General features: G+C 53.0%; 16 protein-coding genes. 5 read left to right on the top strand and 11 right to left on the bottom strand.

From position 1 onward, the window contains the following. Window positions 1-3: 3 nt before the first annotated feature. From pgsA to AB0A83_RS13975, 7 genes are read right to left on the bottom strand one after another with little or no spacing between them, the layout of a single operon-like run. Complete coding sequence (gene pgsA, locus AB0A83_RS14005) at window positions 4-582, bottom strand: CDP-diacylglycerol--glycerol-3-phosphate 3-phosphatidyltransferase (RefSeq protein ID WP_150049418.1); 579 nt, start codon at window positions 580-582, stop codon at window positions 4-6. Continuing rightward, a complete protein-coding gene (gene uvrC / locus AB0A83_RS14000; RefSeq protein WP_150049416.1) occupies window positions 572-2,413 on the bottom strand; it encodes an excinuclease ABC subunit UvrC in 1,842 nt (613 codons plus the stop codon). The genes pgsA and uvrC overlap by 11 nt, the downstream gene beginning before the upstream one ends. After that, complete coding sequence (locus AB0A83_RS13995; protein WP_367154506.1) at window positions 2,410-3,057, bottom strand: uracil-DNA glycosylase; 648 nt, start codon at window positions 3,055-3,057, stop codon at window positions 2,410-2,412. The genes uvrC and AB0A83_RS13995 overlap by 4 nt, the downstream gene beginning before the upstream one ends. A 28-nt stretch (window positions 3,058-3,085) precedes the next feature. Further along, the gene (locus AB0A83_RS13990; protein ID WP_367154505.1) at window positions 3,086-3,805 is read right to left on the bottom strand and encodes a glutathione S-transferase; all 720 of its coding nucleotides are present in this window, start codon (window positions 3,803-3,805) and stop codon (window positions 3,086-3,088) included. Next, entirely contained in the window at window positions 3,798-5,051 is a 1,254-nt protein-coding gene (glyA, locus tag AB0A83_RS13985; protein ID WP_150049410.1) for a serine hydroxymethyltransferase, read from the bottom strand. Before glyA ends, AB0A83_RS13990 begins: the two co-directional genes overlap by 8 nt. Window positions 5,052-5,061: 10 nt before the next feature. Further along, window positions 5,062-6,432 (bottom strand): glycerate kinase, encoded by a 1,371-nt coding sequence (locus AB0A83_RS13980; protein ID WP_367154504.1) that lies wholly within the window; start codon window positions 6,430-6,432, stop codon window positions 5,062-5,064. 18 nt (window positions 6,433-6,450) lie between these two features. Next, on the bottom strand, window positions 6,451-7,308 hold the full coding sequence (locus AB0A83_RS13975; protein WP_367154503.1) for an NADP-dependent methylenetetrahydromethanopterin/methylenetetrahydrofolate dehydrogenase: 858 nt from the start codon (window positions 7,306-7,308) through the stop codon (window positions 6,451-6,453). Window positions 7,309-7,491: 183 nt separating this feature from the next. Here AB0A83_RS13975 and AB0A83_RS13970 point away from each other — a divergent pair, with 183 nt between their 5' ends. Beyond that, complete coding sequence (locus tag AB0A83_RS13970; protein WP_150049404.1) at window positions 7,492-8,469, top strand: malate dehydrogenase; 978 nt, start codon at window positions 7,492-7,494, stop codon at window positions 8,467-8,469. Window positions 8,470-8,519: 50 nt separating this feature from the next. Here AB0A83_RS13970 and AB0A83_RS13965 read toward each other — a convergent pair whose 3' ends face one another. From AB0A83_RS13965 to AB0A83_RS13955, 3 genes are read right to left on the bottom strand one after another with little or no spacing between them, the layout of a single operon-like run. Beyond that, window positions 8,520-9,104, bottom strand: coding sequence for a class I SAM-dependent methyltransferase (locus AB0A83_RS13965; protein WP_367154502.1), 585 nt, complete (start codon window positions 9,102-9,104; stop codon window positions 8,520-8,522). Next, on the bottom strand, window positions 9,070-10,137 hold the full coding sequence (locus tag AB0A83_RS13960; protein WP_367154501.1) for an NAD(P)/FAD-dependent oxidoreductase: 1,068 nt from the start codon (window positions 10,135-10,137) through the stop codon (window positions 9,070-9,072). Before AB0A83_RS13960 ends, AB0A83_RS13965 begins: the two co-directional genes overlap by 35 nt. Beyond that, window positions 10,127-10,492 carry a HopJ type III effector protein gene (locus AB0A83_RS13955; protein WP_150049398.1) on the bottom strand — a complete coding sequence of 122 codons (366 nt, stop codon included), beginning with the start codon at window positions 10,490-10,492 and terminating at the stop codon, window positions 10,127-10,129. Before AB0A83_RS13955 ends, AB0A83_RS13960 begins: the two co-directional genes overlap by 11 nt. A 224-nt stretch (window positions 10,493-10,716) precedes the next feature. Between AB0A83_RS13955 and AB0A83_RS13950 the strand changes: the two genes are divergently transcribed. The 4 genes from AB0A83_RS13950 to AB0A83_RS13935 are packed head-to-tail and all read left to right on the top strand — an operon-like array spanning window position 10,717 to window position 15,179. Further along, the gene (locus tag AB0A83_RS13950; RefSeq protein ID WP_367154500.1) at window positions 10,717-11,343 is read left to right on the top strand and encodes a polysaccharide biosynthesis/export family protein; all 627 of its coding nucleotides are present in this window, start codon (window positions 10,717-10,719) and stop codon (window positions 11,341-11,343) included. A gap of 21 nt (window positions 11,344-11,364) precedes the next feature. Then, window positions 11,365-12,642, top strand: a complete 1,278-nt coding sequence (locus tag AB0A83_RS13945; RefSeq protein WP_367154499.1) for a hypothetical protein — start codon at window positions 11,365-11,367, stop codon at window positions 12,640-12,642. Window position 12,643: 1 nt separating this feature from the next. Further along, window positions 12,644-14,386 (top strand): Wzz/FepE/Etk N-terminal domain-containing protein, encoded by a 1,743-nt coding sequence (locus AB0A83_RS13940; RefSeq protein ID WP_150049394.1) that lies wholly within the window; start codon window positions 12,644-12,646, stop codon window positions 14,384-14,386. Window positions 14,387-14,402: 16 nt separating this feature from the next. Further along, window positions 14,403-15,179 carry a CpsD/CapB family tyrosine-protein kinase gene (locus AB0A83_RS13935; protein WP_150049392.1) on the top strand — a complete coding sequence of 259 codons (777 nt, stop codon included), beginning with the start codon at window positions 14,403-14,405 and terminating at the stop codon, window positions 15,177-15,179. Window positions 15,180-15,287: 108 nt separating this feature from the next. Here the strand turns inward: AB0A83_RS13935 and AB0A83_RS13930 are convergent, their stop codons facing one another. After that, window positions 15,288-17,687 (bottom strand): tetratricopeptide repeat protein, encoded by a 2,400-nt coding sequence (locus AB0A83_RS13930; protein ID WP_150049390.1) that lies wholly within the window; start codon window positions 17,685-17,687, stop codon window positions 15,288-15,290. Window positions 17,688-17,859: the final 172 nt, after the last annotated feature.

The following is a 17,859-nucleotide window of genomic DNA, read 5'->3' as shown; positions in this document are numbered from 1 at the left end:
GCCTTACAAGTTGTTTAAATTGTTATTATTTATTGTCGATAAAGCGGCAACCAGGTAATTAACCATCGACCATAGGGTTAAGACGGCGGATAAGTATAACAGCCAATAGCCCATTTGATTGATCGGTAAACCCAGCAAATCGTCCCGGTAAAGCAATAAACTGATTGCCGTGATTTGCGCCGTGGTTTTCCATTTGCCCAGCTGCGAAACCTGGACTTTGGCGCGTTGGCCGATCTCAGCCATCCATTCCCTGAGCGAGGCGATAGTAATTTCCCTACCGATGATAACCGCCGCAGGAATAGCCAGATAGGGAGTCGCTTCCGCTTGTACGACCAGTACCAACACGAACGCCACCATCAACTTGTCGGCGACGGGGTCTAAAAACGCGCCGAATGCAGTTTCCAAATTTAGTTTGCGGGCCAGATAACCGTCCAGCCAATCGGTCAAGCCGGCTACCAGAAAAATGACGGTACAGGCGATACGACTGAATTCCCACGGTAAATAAAATACGATGGCCAATAGCGGGATCAGCGCAATCCGTAATAAGGTCAAATATGTCGGTAAATTAAATTTAACTACCATCTTGATGGTGAAACGTATCGTATATTCGTTGCGCCAGTTGTTTACTGATGCCGTCGATGCCGGCCAAAGCTTCGACGCTGGCATTGCTGACGCCTTGCAAACCGCCGAATTGCTTCAACAAACTTTGCCTTCTTTTCGGTCCCAGACCGGCAATCTCTTGTAATAGGGATTGCTGTTTGGCTTTGCCGCGCCGTTGTCTGTGGCCGGTAATCGCGAACCGGTGCGCTTCATCCCGAATGTGTTGAATTAACAGCAACGCGCTGGCGTTCGGCGTAACGTCGACCGGATGATCCCGCCCCGGCACGATGATTTTTTCCATGCCCGCTTTACGGTCCGGTCCTTTGGATACCCCGATTATCATAACATTGTTTATCTCTAATTCCGCCAGTGCCTTTTGCGCCGCGGCGACTTGTCCTTTGCCGCCGTCGATGAACAGAATGTCCGGGGCCGGGTGCTCGCCTTGCTGCTGGCGTTTGAAACGTCTAAACACGGCTTGGTGAATGGCGGCGTAATCGTCGCCGCCGGTAAGTCCTTCGATGTTGAAACGGCGGTAATCGGATTTGACCGGACCTTCGCGGTCGAACACGACGCAGGAGGCGACGGTTTGTTCGCCTTGGGTGTGGCTGATGTCAAAACACTCCAATCGTTTGGGTACTTCGGCGCACTTGAATTCTTGCTGCAGACTTAAAAAGCGGGCGTATAAACCTTGTTTATCGGCCAAGCGGGTTTGCAAGGCGTTGTCTGCGTTGGTCAAGGCCAGTTGCAACCATTTTTGCCGCTCGCCGCGCACGCTGTGGCTAATGGCGACCGGGTGCTTGGCTTGTTCGGTCAGTACCTGGGTCAACAGCGCGGTTTCCGGCAGCGGATGGCTGACGATCAACTCCTGAGGTAGCGCTTTGTCCAGGTAATATTGACCGATGAAAGCTTGCAAAACCGCGGCGGCTTCGTTGTCGTCGCCCATTTTGGGGAAAAACTGCCGATTGCCCAAATTTTGGCCGTTGCGTATGTAAAACACTTGTACGCAGGCCGAATCGGCTTTGGTCGCGCAAGCGATGATGTCCACGTCGCCTTTTTCGCCTTCGACCCGGTATTTCTCCAACACGCTACGCAAGCGTTGAATCTGATCCCGATAAGCCGCGGCTTGTTCGAATTCCAGTTTTGCCGCGGCCCGTTCCATTTTTTGTACCAATTGCTCTATGAGCTGTCCGCCTTGCCCCTCCAAAAACAAAATGGTGTCTTCGACGTCTTGCCGGTAGGCTTCCTTTGTGATCAAGTCGACGCAAGGCGCAGTGCAGCGTTCGATTTGATATTCCAGGCAGGGGCGCGAGCGGGCGCTGTAGTAAGAGTCTTCGCATTGGCGTACCGGGAAGATTTTTTGCAACAGTTTTAAGGTTTCCCTGACGGCTGCCGCGCTGGGGTAGGGGCCGAAATACCGGCCTTTGCGTTTCTTGGCGCCGCGGTGGTAGGCCAATTGCGGAAAATCGTGAAAAGTGGAGACATAGATATAAGGATAGGATTTATCGTCGCGCAAACTGATGTTGTAGCGCGGCTTGTGACGTTTGATCAGCTGGCTTTCCAGCAGCAGGGCCTCACCTTCAGTATGGGTGACCGTCACTTCTATGCCGGCTATCCGGGCAACCATGGCTTGCTGTTTCGGAGTCGTGGCTTGGTTGCGGAAATAGCTGGAAACCCGGTTTTTCAGATTTTTGGCTTTGCCGACGTAGATGATCTCGCCTTTCTGATCCAGCATTTTATAAACCCCCGGCCGTTGGGTCAGGGTTTGTAGAAACGCTTTCGGATCGAAATTCGTGGGAGGGCTGTTATCGATCACGGCAAGGGCGGCAACAAGGTTTTAACGGTGGCAAACACCTCGGCCAGCATAGCCATGCTCAGCCGTTTGGTTTGCACGTTGTAGCGGCTGCAATGGTAGGAGCTGACCAGGCGCTTGCCGTCCGGCAATTCGAACAGCCTATGATGACCGAAAACGGCGGCGCCGGCTTTCAAGCCGTAAGCCCTGAGTACCGCTTGGTGAGCGATATTGCCCAGGGCCAAAATCACCGCTCCGGCCGGCAGGGTTTGCAATTCGGCGGCTAAAAAGCCGTTGCAGCGCTTGATCTCTTCGCCGGTCGGTTTGTTTTGCGGCGGCAGACATTTGACCGCATTGGTGATGCGGCAATCCATCAAGTTCAAGCCGTCGCCCAAGGCAGTGGATTGCGCTTGGTTGCTGAAGCCGAAATCGTACAAGGCTTGATACAACAGGATCCCGGCGTAATCGCCGGTAAACGGCCGGCCGCTGGCGTTGGCGCCGTGCATGCCGGGCGCCAGCCCCACGATCAACAGCCGGGCGTCGCACGCTCCGAACGGCGCAACCGGTCGGGCGTGGTAGCTTGGATATTGGGATTTGACTTGGTCGAGAAAGTCGGCCAAACGCGGGCATTGCTTGCAGGCCGAATCGAAAGTGCTTGCTGCGTCCATTGACTGTTGACGATAGGTGGTAACGAGATTACGCGGGAAAGTACAGCGCTTCGCTGTCCGGCATCCAGGGCTGATAGAGGGACATGCTGGCTTGAAAGCGTGGCGAATCGACAAAGTTTTGTAACCACAGCCGTAATCGGCCGTAGGGCGAGCGGGCGAACCAGTCGTGGTCGACGGCGGCGAATTGGCGGATGAAGGGGGCGATGGCGGCGTCCGAAATGCCAAATCGTTCGCCGCTTAGATATGCGGCGTTTGCCAATAGATTTTCCAGTTTGGCGAGGAAGACTTCGCCGAGTTCGCGGTAATGTTGCGGCGGATGCTGCGGATAACGGTCGGCATATTTGTAACGGTCCAAATGGCGTTTGAATTCGCCGTCGTTTTCTCTAATGAGGTCGGCGTTGTCGGCTGAGGTCCAAGCGGTCAGCCAGCGTTCCGGGTCGTGCCGATCCAGCGCCCACAGCATGATGTCCAAGCTTTCGTCTATCACCCGGCCGTCGGCGAGGACCAGTACGGGGACCGTGCCTTTAGCCGATGCGGCAAGCAGGGCGGCCGGTTTGTTTCGTAGCGCCACTTCGCGTAACTGCACCCTGATTCCGGCACTGGCAAGCGCCAATCTGGCCCGCATCGCATAAGGGCAGCGGCGAAAGCTATAGAAAATCGGGCAGGTGCTGTGGAGTGCGGAGGACGGCATTGGCGTCAAGACCGGACGGCTCCTTGTGGAACCGTCCGCATACGGGTAGTCAGGCATAAACCGGAAAACGCGCGCACAAATCCGCGACTTTGGTGCGTACTGCGGCAATCACGCTGTCGTCGTCCAGGTGGTCCAACACGTCGCACATCAAGCCGGCGATTTCCCGGACCTCGGCCTCTTTGAAGCCGCGGGTCGTGGGTGCCGGGGTGCCGACTCGAATGCCGCTGGTTACGAAGGGGGATTGCGGATCGTTGGGCACGGCGTTTTTATTGACGGTGATGTGGGCGCGGCCCAGCGCGGCGTCGGCGGCTTTGCCGGTGATGCCTTTGGCGATCAGCGATACCAGCATCAGATGGTTGTCGGTGCCGCCGGATACCACGTCGTAGCCGCGCTGCATGAAAACTTCCGCCATTGCCCGGGCGTTGGCGACCACTTGTTGTTGATAGGCCTTGAATTCCGGGGTCATGGCTTCCTTAAATGCCACGGCTTTGGCGGCGATCACGTGCATTAGCGGGCCACCTTGAATGCCGGGGAAAATGTTGGAGTTGAGTTTTTTCTCCAACTCCGGGTTGCTTTTACACAAAATCAGCCCGCCGCGCGGGCCGCGCAAGGATTTATGGGTGGTGCTGGTTACCACGTCGGCGATCGGTACCGGGTTGGGATATAACCCGGCCGCGACCAAGCCGGCGACGTGAGCCATGTCGACCACGAAGTAAGCGCCGACCCGGTCGGCGATGTCGCGAAAGCGTTGCCAATCCCAAATGCGCGAATAGGCCGAGAAGCCGGCTACTATCATTTTCGGCTTGTGCTCCAAGGCCAAGGCTTCGACTTGCTCGTAGTCGATTTCGCCGCTCGCGGGATTCAGCCCGTACTGCACTGCGTTGTAAAGTTTGCCGGAAAAATTGGGCTTGGCGCCATGGGTCAAATGGCCGCCGTCCGCCAGGCTCAAGCCTAGGATGGTATCGCCCGGTTGCACCAGCGCCATGAATACCGCCATGTTGGCTTGCGAGCCGGAGTGCGCTTGCACGTTGGCGTAGTCGGCCCCGAACAAAGCCTTGGCGCGGTCTATTGCCAGCTGTTCGACAATGTCCACATATTCGCAGCCGCCGTAATAGCGTTTTTCCGGATAACCTTCCGCATATTTGTTGGTCAGCAAGGTGCCTTGCGCTTCCAGAACGCGCGGGCTGGCATAGTTTTCCGAGGCGATCAATTCGATGTGGTCTTCCTGGCGTTTGCGTTCCTGTTGTATCGCCGCGTATAAATCCGGGTCGAATTCTTCGATAGTCATGGCTGGGGTGAACATGCGCTGCTCCTTAGTGGGGATGGTATTCGGAAAAGAGGGATAACAATAAAATCTGGATATCGGCGACATTGGTGCCGGTTGCGCCGGTTTTCAACAGCGCGCCGGCGGCATCGAGCGCCGTGTAGGCGTCGTTGTTCCGTAAAGCGGCGCCAGGATCGATGCCGGCTGCGCGAATGCGGGGCAAGGTTTTTGCGTCGACTATGGCGCCAGCCGCGTCGGTTGGGCCGTCCCGGCCGTCGGTGCCGGCGCTTAAAAATACCCAGTCGCACGGCCAATCGTACGTTTCTGCGGCAATCGCAAACGCCAGCGCGAACTCCTGATTGCGCCCGCCGCGGCCGCGGCCGGTTACGGTTACCGTGGGTTCGCCGCCGGCTATCCAGGCCATAGGCAGCTTGAATCGGCCGAATTCCGCCTGGATCTGTCCGGCCCAGGCCGTAGCCAGTTCGCGGGCTTCGCCGGTAAGCTGTTTTTGGTATATGCGGGCGATAAAACCTGCGTGTCCGGCGGACCGAGCGGCGGCGGCTACGCTTAAGCTGTTACTGCCGACTAGGGTGTAGGAAGTCTGCGCCAGCCTCGGATCTCCCGGTTTCAGGGTTTCTTCGCATAAGCCCTGCGCGCCTTTGCGCAGGTGTTCGCACACCGACGGAGGCGTATTTGGGCGGATGCCGGTTTGATCGAGAATACTAATTGCATCGGCGTAACTAGTGGGATCGGCGACGCTGGGGCCGCTGGCTATCGCGCTGACTTCGTCGCCGATCACGTCGGACAGTATCAAGGCGTGCAAATCGGCAGGCGCGGCCAATTTGGTCATGCCGCCGCCTTTTAGCAGCGATAAGTGTTTGCGGACGCAATTGATCTGACCGATGTCGGCGCCGCTGTGCAGCAATAATTGCGTAGTCCCGATTTTATCGTTTAAATCGACGCCCGGCACCGGATACGGCAACAAGGCCGAACCGCCGCCCGAGATCAACAGCAACACCAATTCTCCGCTTTGAGCGGCTTGCAAGCGGGCGGCGACTTTTTCAGCGGCGGCCAAGCCGTTCCGGTCCGGCAACGGGTGGCCTGCAGCCATCAGCTCGAAGTCCGGCAACGGCGTAGCGTTTTCGTAAGTGGTTACCAGCAATCCGGGGTTAGCCTGCTTTTCGGCGGGGATGACGGCTTGCGCGGCGGCGGCCATTGCAACTGCGGCTTTGCCGAACGCGATCAGATGAATTTTGCGCCAAGCACCGCTACGCATGCTACCGTCCGCCAGCGCTAACGTCAGGCGATCCTGCGAGTAACTTAAGCTGCGCCGTACCGCTAGCCCCGGGTCGGCAGCGTTTACCCCGGCCTTGAAAAAGGCAAGGCTATACGCGTTCAAAGACCCTGCTGCTGCAGACATTGTGTGCCCTAGACCGACTTAAGCCATTTGCTTGGCGAGCGCGAAGATGATTTCCGCGTCCAAGACTTGCTTGTTACTTTCGAAAAGCTTGGCGATACAAGCTCGATGTAAGGCGAGTTTCAAGGTGCCGAAGCCGATGGCGCCCCAGACGATTTTGCCGTGGCGCGGTTCGCCTTTATCCATCACGTCGGTACCGCCTATGCCCACCGGCGGCGTTGCATTGGCGTCGGCCAATACTTCCAGGTTGGGATTGTCCCGCCAGTGCTCTTCTTTCAACAGTTCGACGCCGGCGGCTCCGGTGGCCAGGACGATGTTGGCGTGTTGAATCGCATGAGCGCGGGCGTCCAAGTCCGCGGCTTCGATCGGCGTAATGTTTACCCCAAAACGTTCTTGCATCGCGAAACAGGCTTTTTCCGCGTTAAAAATGTGTCGCGACGTGATGGCGACCTCTGCACCTTCCAAAGCCATCATGGCTGCAGCCCTTTGACCGACAGGGCCGGTGCCGGCCAAAACCACGGCACTTTTGCCTTTGAGGCTGGTGCTGGAGGCAATTTTGGCAACCGCCGCCGCGGCCGTGGTATTGCTGCCGTTGCTGTCCAACATGACCGACACTTGAAACCCAGGAAAAAAATGTTTCTGAACCGCCGCGAGCAAGTTTTGGCCGGCTTCCATATTGCTGCCGCCTATGAATATGGCGGTTTTTTTCTTGTCTTTCGGTGCGCGGGTAAAAATGCAGCCGTCGACCAAGGTTCCCACGTTATCGGGGGTGACGTTCCCGTGGCCGATCACGCGGTCGGCTCCGCCATCGTAGGCCACGACGGTATCGAAACTCGAAAAAAGCGGGTCGGTGTCGAATTGGAACAACAGTTTTTTCATCTAGTCTTCCTAAGCAAAAATCCACTATTTAGCGCTTCATTATACAGGATAAGGCCAGCTTCACTTCCCACAATCCATGCGGGCCAGCCCAAACGGAATGTGGTATCGTTGCCGGATAAGCGAGAGACGGAGCGGTATGTTGTCGTAGCGCCTGTCCAATAATTTCGACACCAAAGGTATCCGATGAAAACACCAGTTGATATTGCCGTTACCGGCGCTGCGGGCCAAATCAGTTATTCGTTGTTGTTCAGGCTCGCGGCGGGTGATTTGTTGGGACCGGAGCAACCGATCGTGTTGCGCTTGTTGGAAATTACCCCGGCGCTGCAAGCGCTGAAAGGGGTGGTGATGGAACTTACCGATTGTGCGTTTCCGCTGTTGCATAAGATTGTGGTGACCGACGATCCCAGAGTGGCGTTCGAAAACGTGGATTATGCCTTTCTTGTCGGCGCCAGACCGCGCACACAAGGTATGTTGCGTAGCGATTTGTTGTCGCAGAACGCGGAAATCTTTTTGGTGCAAGGCCGGGCTTTGAACGATGTGGCGAGCCGCAACGTCAAGGTTCTGGTCACCGGCAATCCCGCCAATACCAATGCATTTTTAGCGTATCAAAGCGCTCCCGATTTGGCGCCCGAATGTTTCGCCGCGATGACGATGCTGGATCACACCCGGGCAATTAGCCAGCTTGCGCAAAAATGCGGGGTACGCACGCTGGAGGTAAAAAACGTGATAGTTTGGGGCAATCATTCCTGTACGCAATATCCCGATTTGCATCACGCCAAAGTTAAAGGGCAGGATGCGTTGTCGCTGGTAGAGGCGTCTTGGTTTAAGGACGAATTCATGCCCACCGTACAGTTTCGCGGCACCGAAGTGATCAAGGTAAGAGGGCAATCCAGCGCGGCTTCCGCGGCCAACGCGGCCATTTTGCACATGGCTACCTGGATCAACGGTACCGATGCCGGCGATTGGGTGAGTATGGCCGTACCGTCGGACGGTAGTTACGGTATCGAATCCGGTTTGGTGTATTCGTTTCCGGTTGTGGTGAGGGACGGGCAATACAGCATCGTTAAAGGCTTGGATTTGAACGAATTCAGTTTGGACAAGCTGCGGGCGAATCAAGCCGAACTCATCGAGGAACGCCAGGCGGTGAAACATTTGTTGTAAGCGAGGAGGCTAAGCCGGCATGGCTGGGTATTGATATCCTCAGCCGGTTTCTACCTTTCCATCGGCTTTTTTTCGACAACGAACAAGCGGGGGGCGCTCGGGGTGGGATGCTGGGAAGCTAGCGTTCGGACCTGGTAGTCTTGCGCCGGTAAGCTGTAGAGGTAATGTTCGACGGCGTCGGTTTCCAAGGCTCCTTCCGGGTGTCCGGGGTAAGCCAGGATGCTGATTAAACCATGAGCCGAGGTCATCTCGGCGGCAACGGCTATGGCCTTAACGGTATTGGCCGTTTGCGTCGTGATTGTTTTGTCGCCGCCCGGCAAATAGCCCAAATTGAACATTGCTACTTTGATCTTGCCGTGACTGTCGGCAGGGATAGTCCGGCCCATTTGGCTGTGATCGACGTTGAATAGGGCCGTTCTCGCCGTCATGCCCTGTTGTGCCAACTTATCCGCGGTTTTGCGCAAAGCCCGGCTTTGAATGTCGAAACCGAAAACTCGGCCGCTATCGCCTACGCATCGGGCTAAAAACAGGGTATCGTGGCCGTTGCCCACCGTGGCGTCTATCGCACGATCGCCGGGACGCAAGATGGTTTCGATTAATTCATGCGCTGTGCGGGTCAATGAAACTCTGGTCATAGTAGCGACGGATATCGGCTTGTTTCGGCAACGCAACCCCCTCTTGCAAGTGCGCGGCAAAGCGCTCGGCGTACCAAGGAATGCTCAGGCTACCTTTGGCGCCGAAGCCGTTAAAAATATGTAAATTAGGATGATGCGGGTGGGTACCGATCAAGGGTTGCTTATCCAGCGTGGTCGGGCGGACGCCGGCTGCGTGTTGAACGACTTCAGCCCGCGCCAGGTCAGGGTAGACGGCTTGCAGGCGGGCAAGCAATTGCCGGCGCGTTTCAGGGTTGGGGCGTGTGTCGCTGAACTTGGGACTGAAGCTGGCGCCGACTTTGAACGTTTCCGGCCCGATGGGTAACAGCCAGTTACCGTAGTTGAGTATGCGGTTGGGCGTGTGCCGTTCGGAAACGCAAGTAATAATTTCGCCTTTGGCGGGTTGAAACGGTAATAAGCCGAACCAAGGATTTTTGCCGCCCCGGTAACCTTCGCAAAATACGATGTGGCGGGGCCGAACGTCACGCCAGGACAAACCGGCTTGCAGGGTAATTTCGGCGTAGTCCAGTCGAATTTGTCGATAGATTCCTCGTTCCATAAAATAATCGCGCAGGCTGTCCAGCAACAAGCCGGTATTTAGATAACCGGTTTGTTTTTGCACCACCACCCCTAAAGGCGCCTGGACGGGTTCGGGATAATCGCATTCCGTTTGCAAAAATTCTCGATAGCGGGGATCGAGCAGGCGGCGCTCGGCATATTGCCGTTCCCGCTCGGTTTGCAGGATGCGCAACATATTCAACGGAATAAAAAAAGTCCGGGCGAAATGAACGGCAAACTGTCGATAACAACGTTCGGCAAACGGTAACAGCGCGGCGATTTCCGGATTTAGATTCAAGCGTTGTCCGCTTACCGGATTGATTAAGCCGGCAGCTACCCGCGAGGCGTTAAATTCGCCGTCGTCTATCACAAGTACGCTAAAATGCCGGCGAAGCGAATACCACGCCAACAGACTGCCGGCCAAGCCTTGTCCGACGATTAGAAGATCAACCGGCACGCAAATCTTTGGCGGCGAGCGCCTGGCCTTCAAAGCGGATGCCGGCCCAGCCGTCCCGCATGAAGGTTCGAATGTTTTGATGGTCGTTGCCGCCGGGGTTATTCAGCACGTCCTGCCGATAATAAGCGCCGAATAAGGTCAAGGTTTGGGTTTGATTAAAGTCGTGTAACAAAGCGAATGCAAAAATCTTGCAAGAGCCTTCGTTCGTGCCGGCCGGGTTATGGATGGGCTTGTCGATTCCGTTAGTAAAATCAACCGGTTGATAGTGATAGTGTTCGGCGATGATAGCCATGGTGTCTTGGAAATCTACATCGTTTCCGGTTTTTACCCGCTGAACAAAGTCATTTAGCATCATAGAGTTACTTAGTTTAGTTGTTGGATTATGTCAATCGCTGGCATATACTTGCACTCGGTGCGCGATTCGAGGATAGCCCGAATCCAGCCGTGTAAAACCTTGGATAGTAACGAAATCGAGTCGTTAAAGTTATTGTTACATTTCGAGCATACACTGTCGATTTAGCCGTGTTTACAGGAATCGAGTCGCGGTGCATTTTTCAACGTTATAGAAAGGAATGCGTTTTGAAACAGTTACTTAATCTTGTCTTTGCGTTTTTGCTAGTTAACTATTCCGCTTTCGCCGATTCTGAAACTCCCGCAACTCCCGCAACTACCGTTCCTACCGCTAACGACGTTCTGGTGCTGAAAGAACCGGCCGGTACGCCCAATTACTTGCTTTCTCCGGGAGATGCGTTGGAAATTACGGTCTGGAAGGAAGAGGGATTGCAGCAACAGCAATTTTTGATCGGCCCGGACGGAACGATAGATTTTCCGTTAGTCGGCAGTCTTAACGCCGCCGGCCGGACCATTAGCGACTTGAAGCAGCTGCTGAGCTTCAAGCTGGCCGATTATATCGCCGATCCGTCCGTCAGCGTTAAATTACTGAACAACCAAGGCAATGCGATTTTTGTGATCGGTAAAGTCAATAAACCCGGGCAAGTCTACGCGGCAAGACGGATAGACGTATTGCAGGCTTTAAGCATGGCGGGCGGGTTAACGGTATTCGCCGACGAAGATAACATCAGCGTACTGCGCCGGTCCGGCGATAAGGTTACCGTATTTCCGTTCGATTACGACGACGTGATCGACGGCGATCATCTGGAGCAAAACATACTGTTGGAGCCCGGAGATACGGTTACGGTGCCTTAGGACGAGGTGAGCTTGTTTTCCATGAAGATCAAAACGGAATTGACTCTGCCGGCCATGCTGATGGTATGCGCTAATTGTCAGGCAATCGATTGGCTATTCGATCCCTCGTTCGGTGTCAAGGAACGGTATACCGACAACCTGCGGATGCAGATCAAGCCTAACCGCGATAATTTTATTACTACGATTTCGCCTGGAATATTGCTGGGTTATATCGGCGAAAATCACGAATTGAAAACCAACTTTCATTGGAACGAAATTATTTATCACGACGAATCGGAATTGGATTTTTCCGAGAAAATTGCCGATTTTAATCACCAATTTACCGCAGAGCGTTTCAAGACCGGTTTGAGCGCTCGTTATGCCGAAGAGTCTTCGATCAATACTCAATTGGATTTGGACGGTAACGGTAATTTGCAAGTGCAAATTCCTAAAACCACCCAATCGATTAGTCCTAACTTAACCTACAGCTTAACCGAACGCGATTCGGTGCAACTGGCTTATTCGTATCTGGACGTTGCCTATCAACGCGATCCGCAAAAAAATGTAGGACAGTTCTATTCCGATTATACCAACGGCCAAGTATCGGCCATGCTGACGCATGGGGTTTCTTCGCGATTTTCGGTGAATTTTACCGGTAGTTTTGCCCGGTTTTCCACGAGCGGTGAGTATCCGCCGGTGGTCAGCAACGGCACGAGTATCGTTACGGCTTATAGTCAGGAGTCGGATACCTTCACCTACCAAGCGGGGTTGAAATACGCGTATGACGAACGGACGCTGTTTACGTTGTCCGGAGGTATCCGTAACACCGATAGTACCAGCGTCACTAGTCAGACGGTCCAATTTCTGGATTTTCCCGCATCCAGCACGGTAGCCGAGCAAACTTCCAGTGCCAGCGGTAACGTGTTTTCCGCAGGTATCAATCGCAAGTACGATTGGGGTAGTATCGACATTAATGCCGGCCAACAGTTGACTCCGGCCAGTACCGGCGGTCAAAGGGACACGACTTCCGTTTCTTTAAACGCGCGTTATCAATTTGATGAGCGTTGGAGTTCCGGGCTGGAAGCCAGTTATCTGCAATCGGACCGGACGCTCGCGCAAGCAGGAAATTTTTTCAGCAACAACCGTACTTATATGACTTTTACGCCGAATATTCGTTGGCGTTGGACTGAAGACATCGATTTACGCTTGTCCTATTCTTACCGGCAACAGGAATATTCGTCGGTCGGTCAAGCTGCAGTGGGAAATGACGTCTTTTTACAATTTTCGTATCAACCTCAAATTAATCGGCAGGTGAAATAGCGTGGAAACTCAAGTACTCGATGTTAAGGACTATCTGAAAATCGTCAAAAAACGCCGAAAATACCTAATCATTCCTACCGTTGTTCTCGTGCTGCTGAGCATCATTTTGGCGGTGGCCTTGCCGTCGGTTTACCGCTCTACCGCGACTATTTTGATCGAGGAACAGGAAATTCCCTCCGATTTGGTCAAATCCACCGTCACTACCTTTGCCGATCAAAGGATACAGGTGATTAGCCAGCGCATTATGTCCAGGGCCAATTTGACCGACATCATCAAAAAATACGATCTCTACGCCGACGACAGGCAGACCAAGACCGAAGAAGTGATACTCGAAAAAATGCGGGAAAGCATTAGTGTGGAAAATATCAGCGCGGACGTGATAGACCCGCGCAGAGGCGTTCCGACTAAAGCGACCATCGCTTTTATTTTGTCGTTCGACGATAAATCGCCCAATTTAGCGCAAAAAGTGGCGAATGAATTGACTTCGCTGTTCTTGAAAGAAAACATCAAGTCCAGAACCGAGTCGGCCGAAAATGCCGCGTTGTTTTTGAGCGAAGAAGCGCGGCGGTTGAAAGCCAAAATTCAACAGCTGCAAGCCGATCTGGCCGGATTCAAGGAAAAGCATTTGCGCCAACTGCCCGAGGTCAATCAACTCAACATGCAGGAGCTGACTGCCTTAAACAATCAACTGTTGAGTTTGGATAGTCAGGAGCGTTCGGCGCAGGAGCGGCGCTTCTACCTGGAAGGCCAATTAGCGCAGATCGACCCGAACGCGATGTCGGTCAATGCCGCCGGCAGCCGGGTTTTCGGGATGCGGGATCGATTGAAGGAGTTGCAGTCTCAATACCCTTCGATGGTGGCCCGATATTCGGACAGCCACCCGGACGTGGTGAAGACTAAACGGGAAATCGAATCCTTACAAAAAGAAATCGGTTCCAACCTGGACGCCAATAAAATCAATGCCGAAGTCATCGATAAAAAGGCGCAATTGGCGCAGATGTTGAAGCAATACTCCGAAAAACATCCGGATATACAAAAATTGCAAAAAGAGATCAATGCTTTGCAACAGACTTTAGTTGATAGTAAACCCAGCGAGTATGCTGCGGTTGATTTGGAACCGGATAACCCTGCCTACATTACCCTTAAAGCGCAATTGGAAGGCGTCAACACGGATATTAAATCCTTGGGCTTTACCCGCGAAGAGGTGAAAAAGAAGATCAACGAATTACGCAATAATCTGATGCAAGGCCCATTGGTCGAAAAAGACTATATGGACATGGTGCAGGAGTTGAACAACACCAATCAAAGGTATCAAGAAGTCAGTGCCAGGGAGATGGAAGCCCAAATTTCCCAGCAGTTGGAGCTGGAAAAGAAAGGCGAGCGTTTCACCCTGATCGATCCGCCGCAAGAGCCTTTGCAGCCGGTTAGTCCGAATCGCCTGGCGATTTTGTTGCTGGGCGTGATACTTTCCGTGGCTTGTGGGATAGGTTCGGTGATGTTGGTGGAGGTCGTGGATTCCAGTATCCACAGCGAGAAAAACATTCTGATGATTATGGGGACTGCGCCTTTAGCGACTATTCCGTACTTGGAAAGTAGTGCGGAGCGCGAGCAATATCGCAAACGTCAGCAACTAATATTGATAGGAGCCGGTGTTTCGGCATTGATTGCCGCTTTGCTATTTCATTTTCTGTTCATGCCGTTGGACGTGTTTTGGTACAAACTGCTACGGGTAGCCGGCTTATAAAGCGACGAGATTAATTATGAGTTCCTTAGAAAAATTTGCGGAAAAATCCACTGCACCAATCATGCCGACAAGTCCGTCGACGCAAGACGGATTGAGCGTGGCCTATAAACAAACTCGCGTGCAGACGTCTGAGCACGCATTGTTAAAAGAGAATCGGATCATTTCCGCTTTCCCGCCGGGCAAATGGCTGGAATCGTTTCGAATGTTGCGTACCCGTTGCTTGCAAAGCATGGATGCTATGGAATGGAAAACACTGGCTATTACCAGTACCCATAGCACCAGCGGCAACACCCTGACTGCGGTCAATTTGGCCATTAGTATTGCGATGGAGCTGGATAGAACGGCGTTGTTGGTCGACGCGAATTTCGTCGATCCGGGTGTCGGCAAGTTATTCGGCTTATCCGCTCAAACCGGCTTGGGCGATTATTTGCTGCACGATAAGGAATTGAGCGAAATCTTGATCAATCCGGGCATCGAGCGTTTGGTAGTGCTACCGGCCGGTAAGCCTTTGTTTAATTCCACAGAAATGCTGCATTCGCCGAAAATGGTGCGCTTGGTGGAGGAGCTGAAAAGCCGTTATCCGTCGCGCACCATCATTTTCGACATGCCGCCGCTGTTGTCTCACGACGATACCTTGGGATTCGCCCCTTACGTCGATTGCGTACTGTTGGTGGTCGAAGAGGGTAAAACTAAAACCGAGGAGCTAAAACACGCCGCCGGTTTGCTGAAAGATTGCAATATTCTCGGCACCGTATTCAACAAAGCGACCGATAAGAAAATTCCGTTCGAATAAAACCGGGTTTTGCCTGACCCGGCTTAATCAACTTTGACCAAGCCGCCGGTGCGAACCCGCTCCGGCGGCTTATGGCGTATCCGCCGGATGGGGGCATTCCGGTTATCCTTACTGACCTTGAGCCAATTTATCCAGCATTTGCTTGGCTTGCTCTTTGCCTTCGAAGTTGCCTTTAGCTTCCGTGGCTTTCTCGAAATACGTTTTGGCCTCGGTAACGGCATTTTCCTTAACGTAAACCATGCCCATGTGATAGTTGGTAATCGGTAGGTTAGGTTCCAATTCCAGCGATTTACGCAAATGCGCTTTCGCTTCTTCGAGTTTGCCTTGTTGATAAGCTATCCAGCCCACGGTATCCAAAAAGCTGGCGTTGTTGGATTTGGCCAATGGTTCGGCTAACCCTGCAGCGCGTTGCAGATTTTCCGGCGTATTGGCGTAGTCGGAAAGGTAACTGGCCAGATTGTTTACCGCGACTGCCGAATTGGGATGTTTTTGATAGGAGGCTTCGTATAAGGCCAATACTTTGTCGTGTTCCCCGGCCCCGTGATACAGTCTGGCCAGATCTTCCACCAATTCCAAGGCACCGTTGGTTTTTTCTATGCCTTGCTCATAGGCTTTGATGGCGTCGGTTTTATTCTTTTGCATTAACGCAACCAACGCTAAATTCCGATAAGGGCTGAACCAGTCGGACTTTAGGTCGCGGGCTTTTACAAATGCGGCTTTGGCATCGGCAAGCTTTTGATCCGCTAAATAGACGCCGCCCAACAGGTTATAGGCAATGAAGTGATTCGGATAGGCTTTAATGACCTGCTGCAATTCCGCTACGGCTTTCGCCGCCTGTTTTTGCGCCAAATACGTTTTGGTCAACTCCGTTAGGGGTTCTATGGCATCCGGTTTTTGACTCAACGCCTGTTTGAATTTGTCAATGGCATTGTCCAATTTGCCTTCGGCTTGATAGGCGAGGGCCGACATGTAGTTGCCGGTAGCTTCGTTCGGGAAGGCTTCCACGATCCGCGCGGCCGCCGATTGAGCGTTACTCCATTGTTTTTTGGCTACTTCCAGTTTGAACAGCGTTTCCAGGCCTTTCTTGCTGTCCGGTTTGACTTTCAACAACGCTTCCAGTTGTTGTCTGGCTTGCTCTTCCTTGCCGGCTTTCATGTGCAAATTGACTAAATCCAGCCTGGCTATTTCGTCTCCCGGGGCCAGGGAAACCACTTTTTCCATTTGCTCTTTGGCCAGCTCCGGTTCTTCGTTACGCAAGTGCGCGGCTGCCAATAGCTTTAACACGTTGAGATTGTTGGGCTGGTCAACCAACACCGAACGGAAATCGGCGATGGCTTCCGGGGTTTTGTTTTCGGCTAACGCGAATTGCCCGCGTAAGGTTAAACCTTCCGCATCTCTTGGATTGGCGTCTAAAACCTCTTTAACCAGGGCTTTGGCCTCGTCGCCGCGTTTGGTCAACATATATAAGGACGCGATTTTATTGCGAGCGCTGATGCCGTTCGGCCCCAGCTTGTCTTGCTCGACGATTTCTTTCAGCGTTTGTTCGGCTTTTTCTGCGTCTTTACCGGTCAAATACAGCGAAGCCAGCTTGAATTTCAAGCTATAGGCGTCGGGTTTGGCGGCAATCATCGGTAGCAGTTCGGAAATTGCAACTTCCGCCCCACGCTTTTCCACCAAAAAGTCTAATAAATTGTTCCGGGCGTTTTCGTTTTCCGGTAATTTTTGCACTGCTTCTCTTAAGCTGGCTTCGGCGGCATCCAATTGATTGGTGCGGACTTGAAACAGCGCCAAATTTTTGTAATGTTGCACCTCGTTGGGTTGAAGCAGCAAAATCTGTTTTAATTGTTCCTCAGCTTCCGGATTACGCTGATTTTTTGCATAAATATTGACCAGCATCGAACGGAGCGGAATGTTGTCGGCGTGTTTTTCCACGGCTTGCTGCATTAGGTCTATAGCCTGCTGGTCCGAGCCGGATTTCAACAACACCGAGGTTTTCATCAACAATGCCGAGACGTCGTCCGGGCTGAGTTGCAAGGCTTTGTCGATTGTTGCGGCAGAATTGCCCGTTTCGTTTTTTGCCAATTGAATGCCGGCCTTTAACACCAAAGCTTCCACGTTGTCAGGCGCTTTGCTCAAGGCTTCGTCGGTCATTTTCTCGGCGTCCGGCAATGCCCGGTTCAGCAACAGTAATTGTCCAACCCGAATCCGCGCCATCACGTGATTTTCGTCGTTTTGCACAATGGTGTTGTACTCGCGGAAGGCGTTTTCGATTTTGCCTTGTTTGCTCAAGGTTTCCGCCATTTGGAAATGGCCTTCCCAATTTTTCGGATCGATTTGCAGCACGTTCTTGAAAGCCAATTGGGCTTTCTCGTAATCGCCGGCTTGGAATAGCTGTCTGCCTTCCTCCATGTACTTCGCTTTGCGCTCTTCGGCGCCGTTACAGGCTACTATACCCACGCTTAATACGGCGATTCCTAAATTTCTGAAAACGGATTTTTTATCATTCATGTACATCGTGATTCCATTTGCTGGGGGTTAGGTGAGAAACGTCCTGAAATATTCCTGATTTAAAGCATGAATCGAATTCAAACTACTCGCTTAAATACTCTTGTCGGTTAAATCGGCTTGTAAGCAACGAATCGCCCGCGTGGCTTCAACGATTGTCCCATTAACGGTTGCC

The organism is Methylomonas sp. HYX-M1, from assembly GCF_040741385.1.
GTDB lineage: Bacteria > Pseudomonadota > Gammaproteobacteria > Methylococcales > Methylomonadaceae > Methylomonas > Methylomonas rhizoryzae.
Note: the sequence above shows the minus strand (reverse complement) of the source record. Positions and strands in the feature narration are given on the sequence as shown.

Bases quoted from the DNA above. Each gene is read 5' to 3' on its own strand.
- pgsA (WP_150049418.1), bottom strand. From the start codon at position 582: ATGGTAGTTAAATTTAATTTACCGACATATTTGACCTTATTACGGATT.
- AB0A83_RS13935 (WP_150049392.1), top strand. From the start codon at position 14,403: ATGAGTTCCTTAGAAAAATTTGCGGAAAAATCCACTGCACCAATCATG.
- AB0A83_RS13930 (WP_150049390.1), bottom strand. From the start codon at position 17,687: ATGAATGATAAAAAATCCGTTTTCAGAAATTTAGGAATCGCCGTATTA.
- AB0A83_RS13980 (WP_367154504.1), bottom strand. From the start codon at position 6,432: ATGTCTGCAGCAGCAGGGTCTTTGAACGCGTATAGCCTTGCCTTTTTC.
- AB0A83_RS13975 (WP_367154503.1), bottom strand. From the start codon at position 7,308: ATGAAAAAACTGTTGTTCCAATTCGACACCGACCCGCTTTTTTCGAGT.
- AB0A83_RS13970 (WP_150049404.1), top strand. From the start codon at position 7,492: ATGAAAACACCAGTTGATATTGCCGTTACCGGCGCTGCGGGCCAAATC.
- glyA (WP_150049410.1), bottom strand. From the start codon at position 5,051: ATGTTCACCCCAGCCATGACTATCGAAGAATTCGACCCGGATTTATAC.
- AB0A83_RS13965 (WP_367154502.1), bottom strand. From the start codon at position 9,104: ATGACCAGAGTTTCATTGACCCGCACAGCGCATGAATTAATCGAAACC.
- AB0A83_RS13955 (WP_150049398.1), bottom strand. From the start codon at position 10,492: ATGATGCTAAATGACTTTGTTCAGCGGGTAAAAACCGGAAACGATGTA.
- AB0A83_RS13990 (WP_367154505.1), bottom strand. From the start codon at position 3,805: ATGCCTGACTACCCGTATGCGGACGGTTCCACAAGGAGCCGTCCGGTC.
- AB0A83_RS13995 (WP_367154506.1), bottom strand. From the start codon at position 3,057: ATGGACGCAGCAAGCACTTTCGATTCGGCCTGCAAGCAATGCCCGCGT.
- AB0A83_RS13945 (WP_367154499.1), top strand. From the start codon at position 11,365: ATGAAGATCAAAACGGAATTGACTCTGCCGGCCATGCTGATGGTATGC.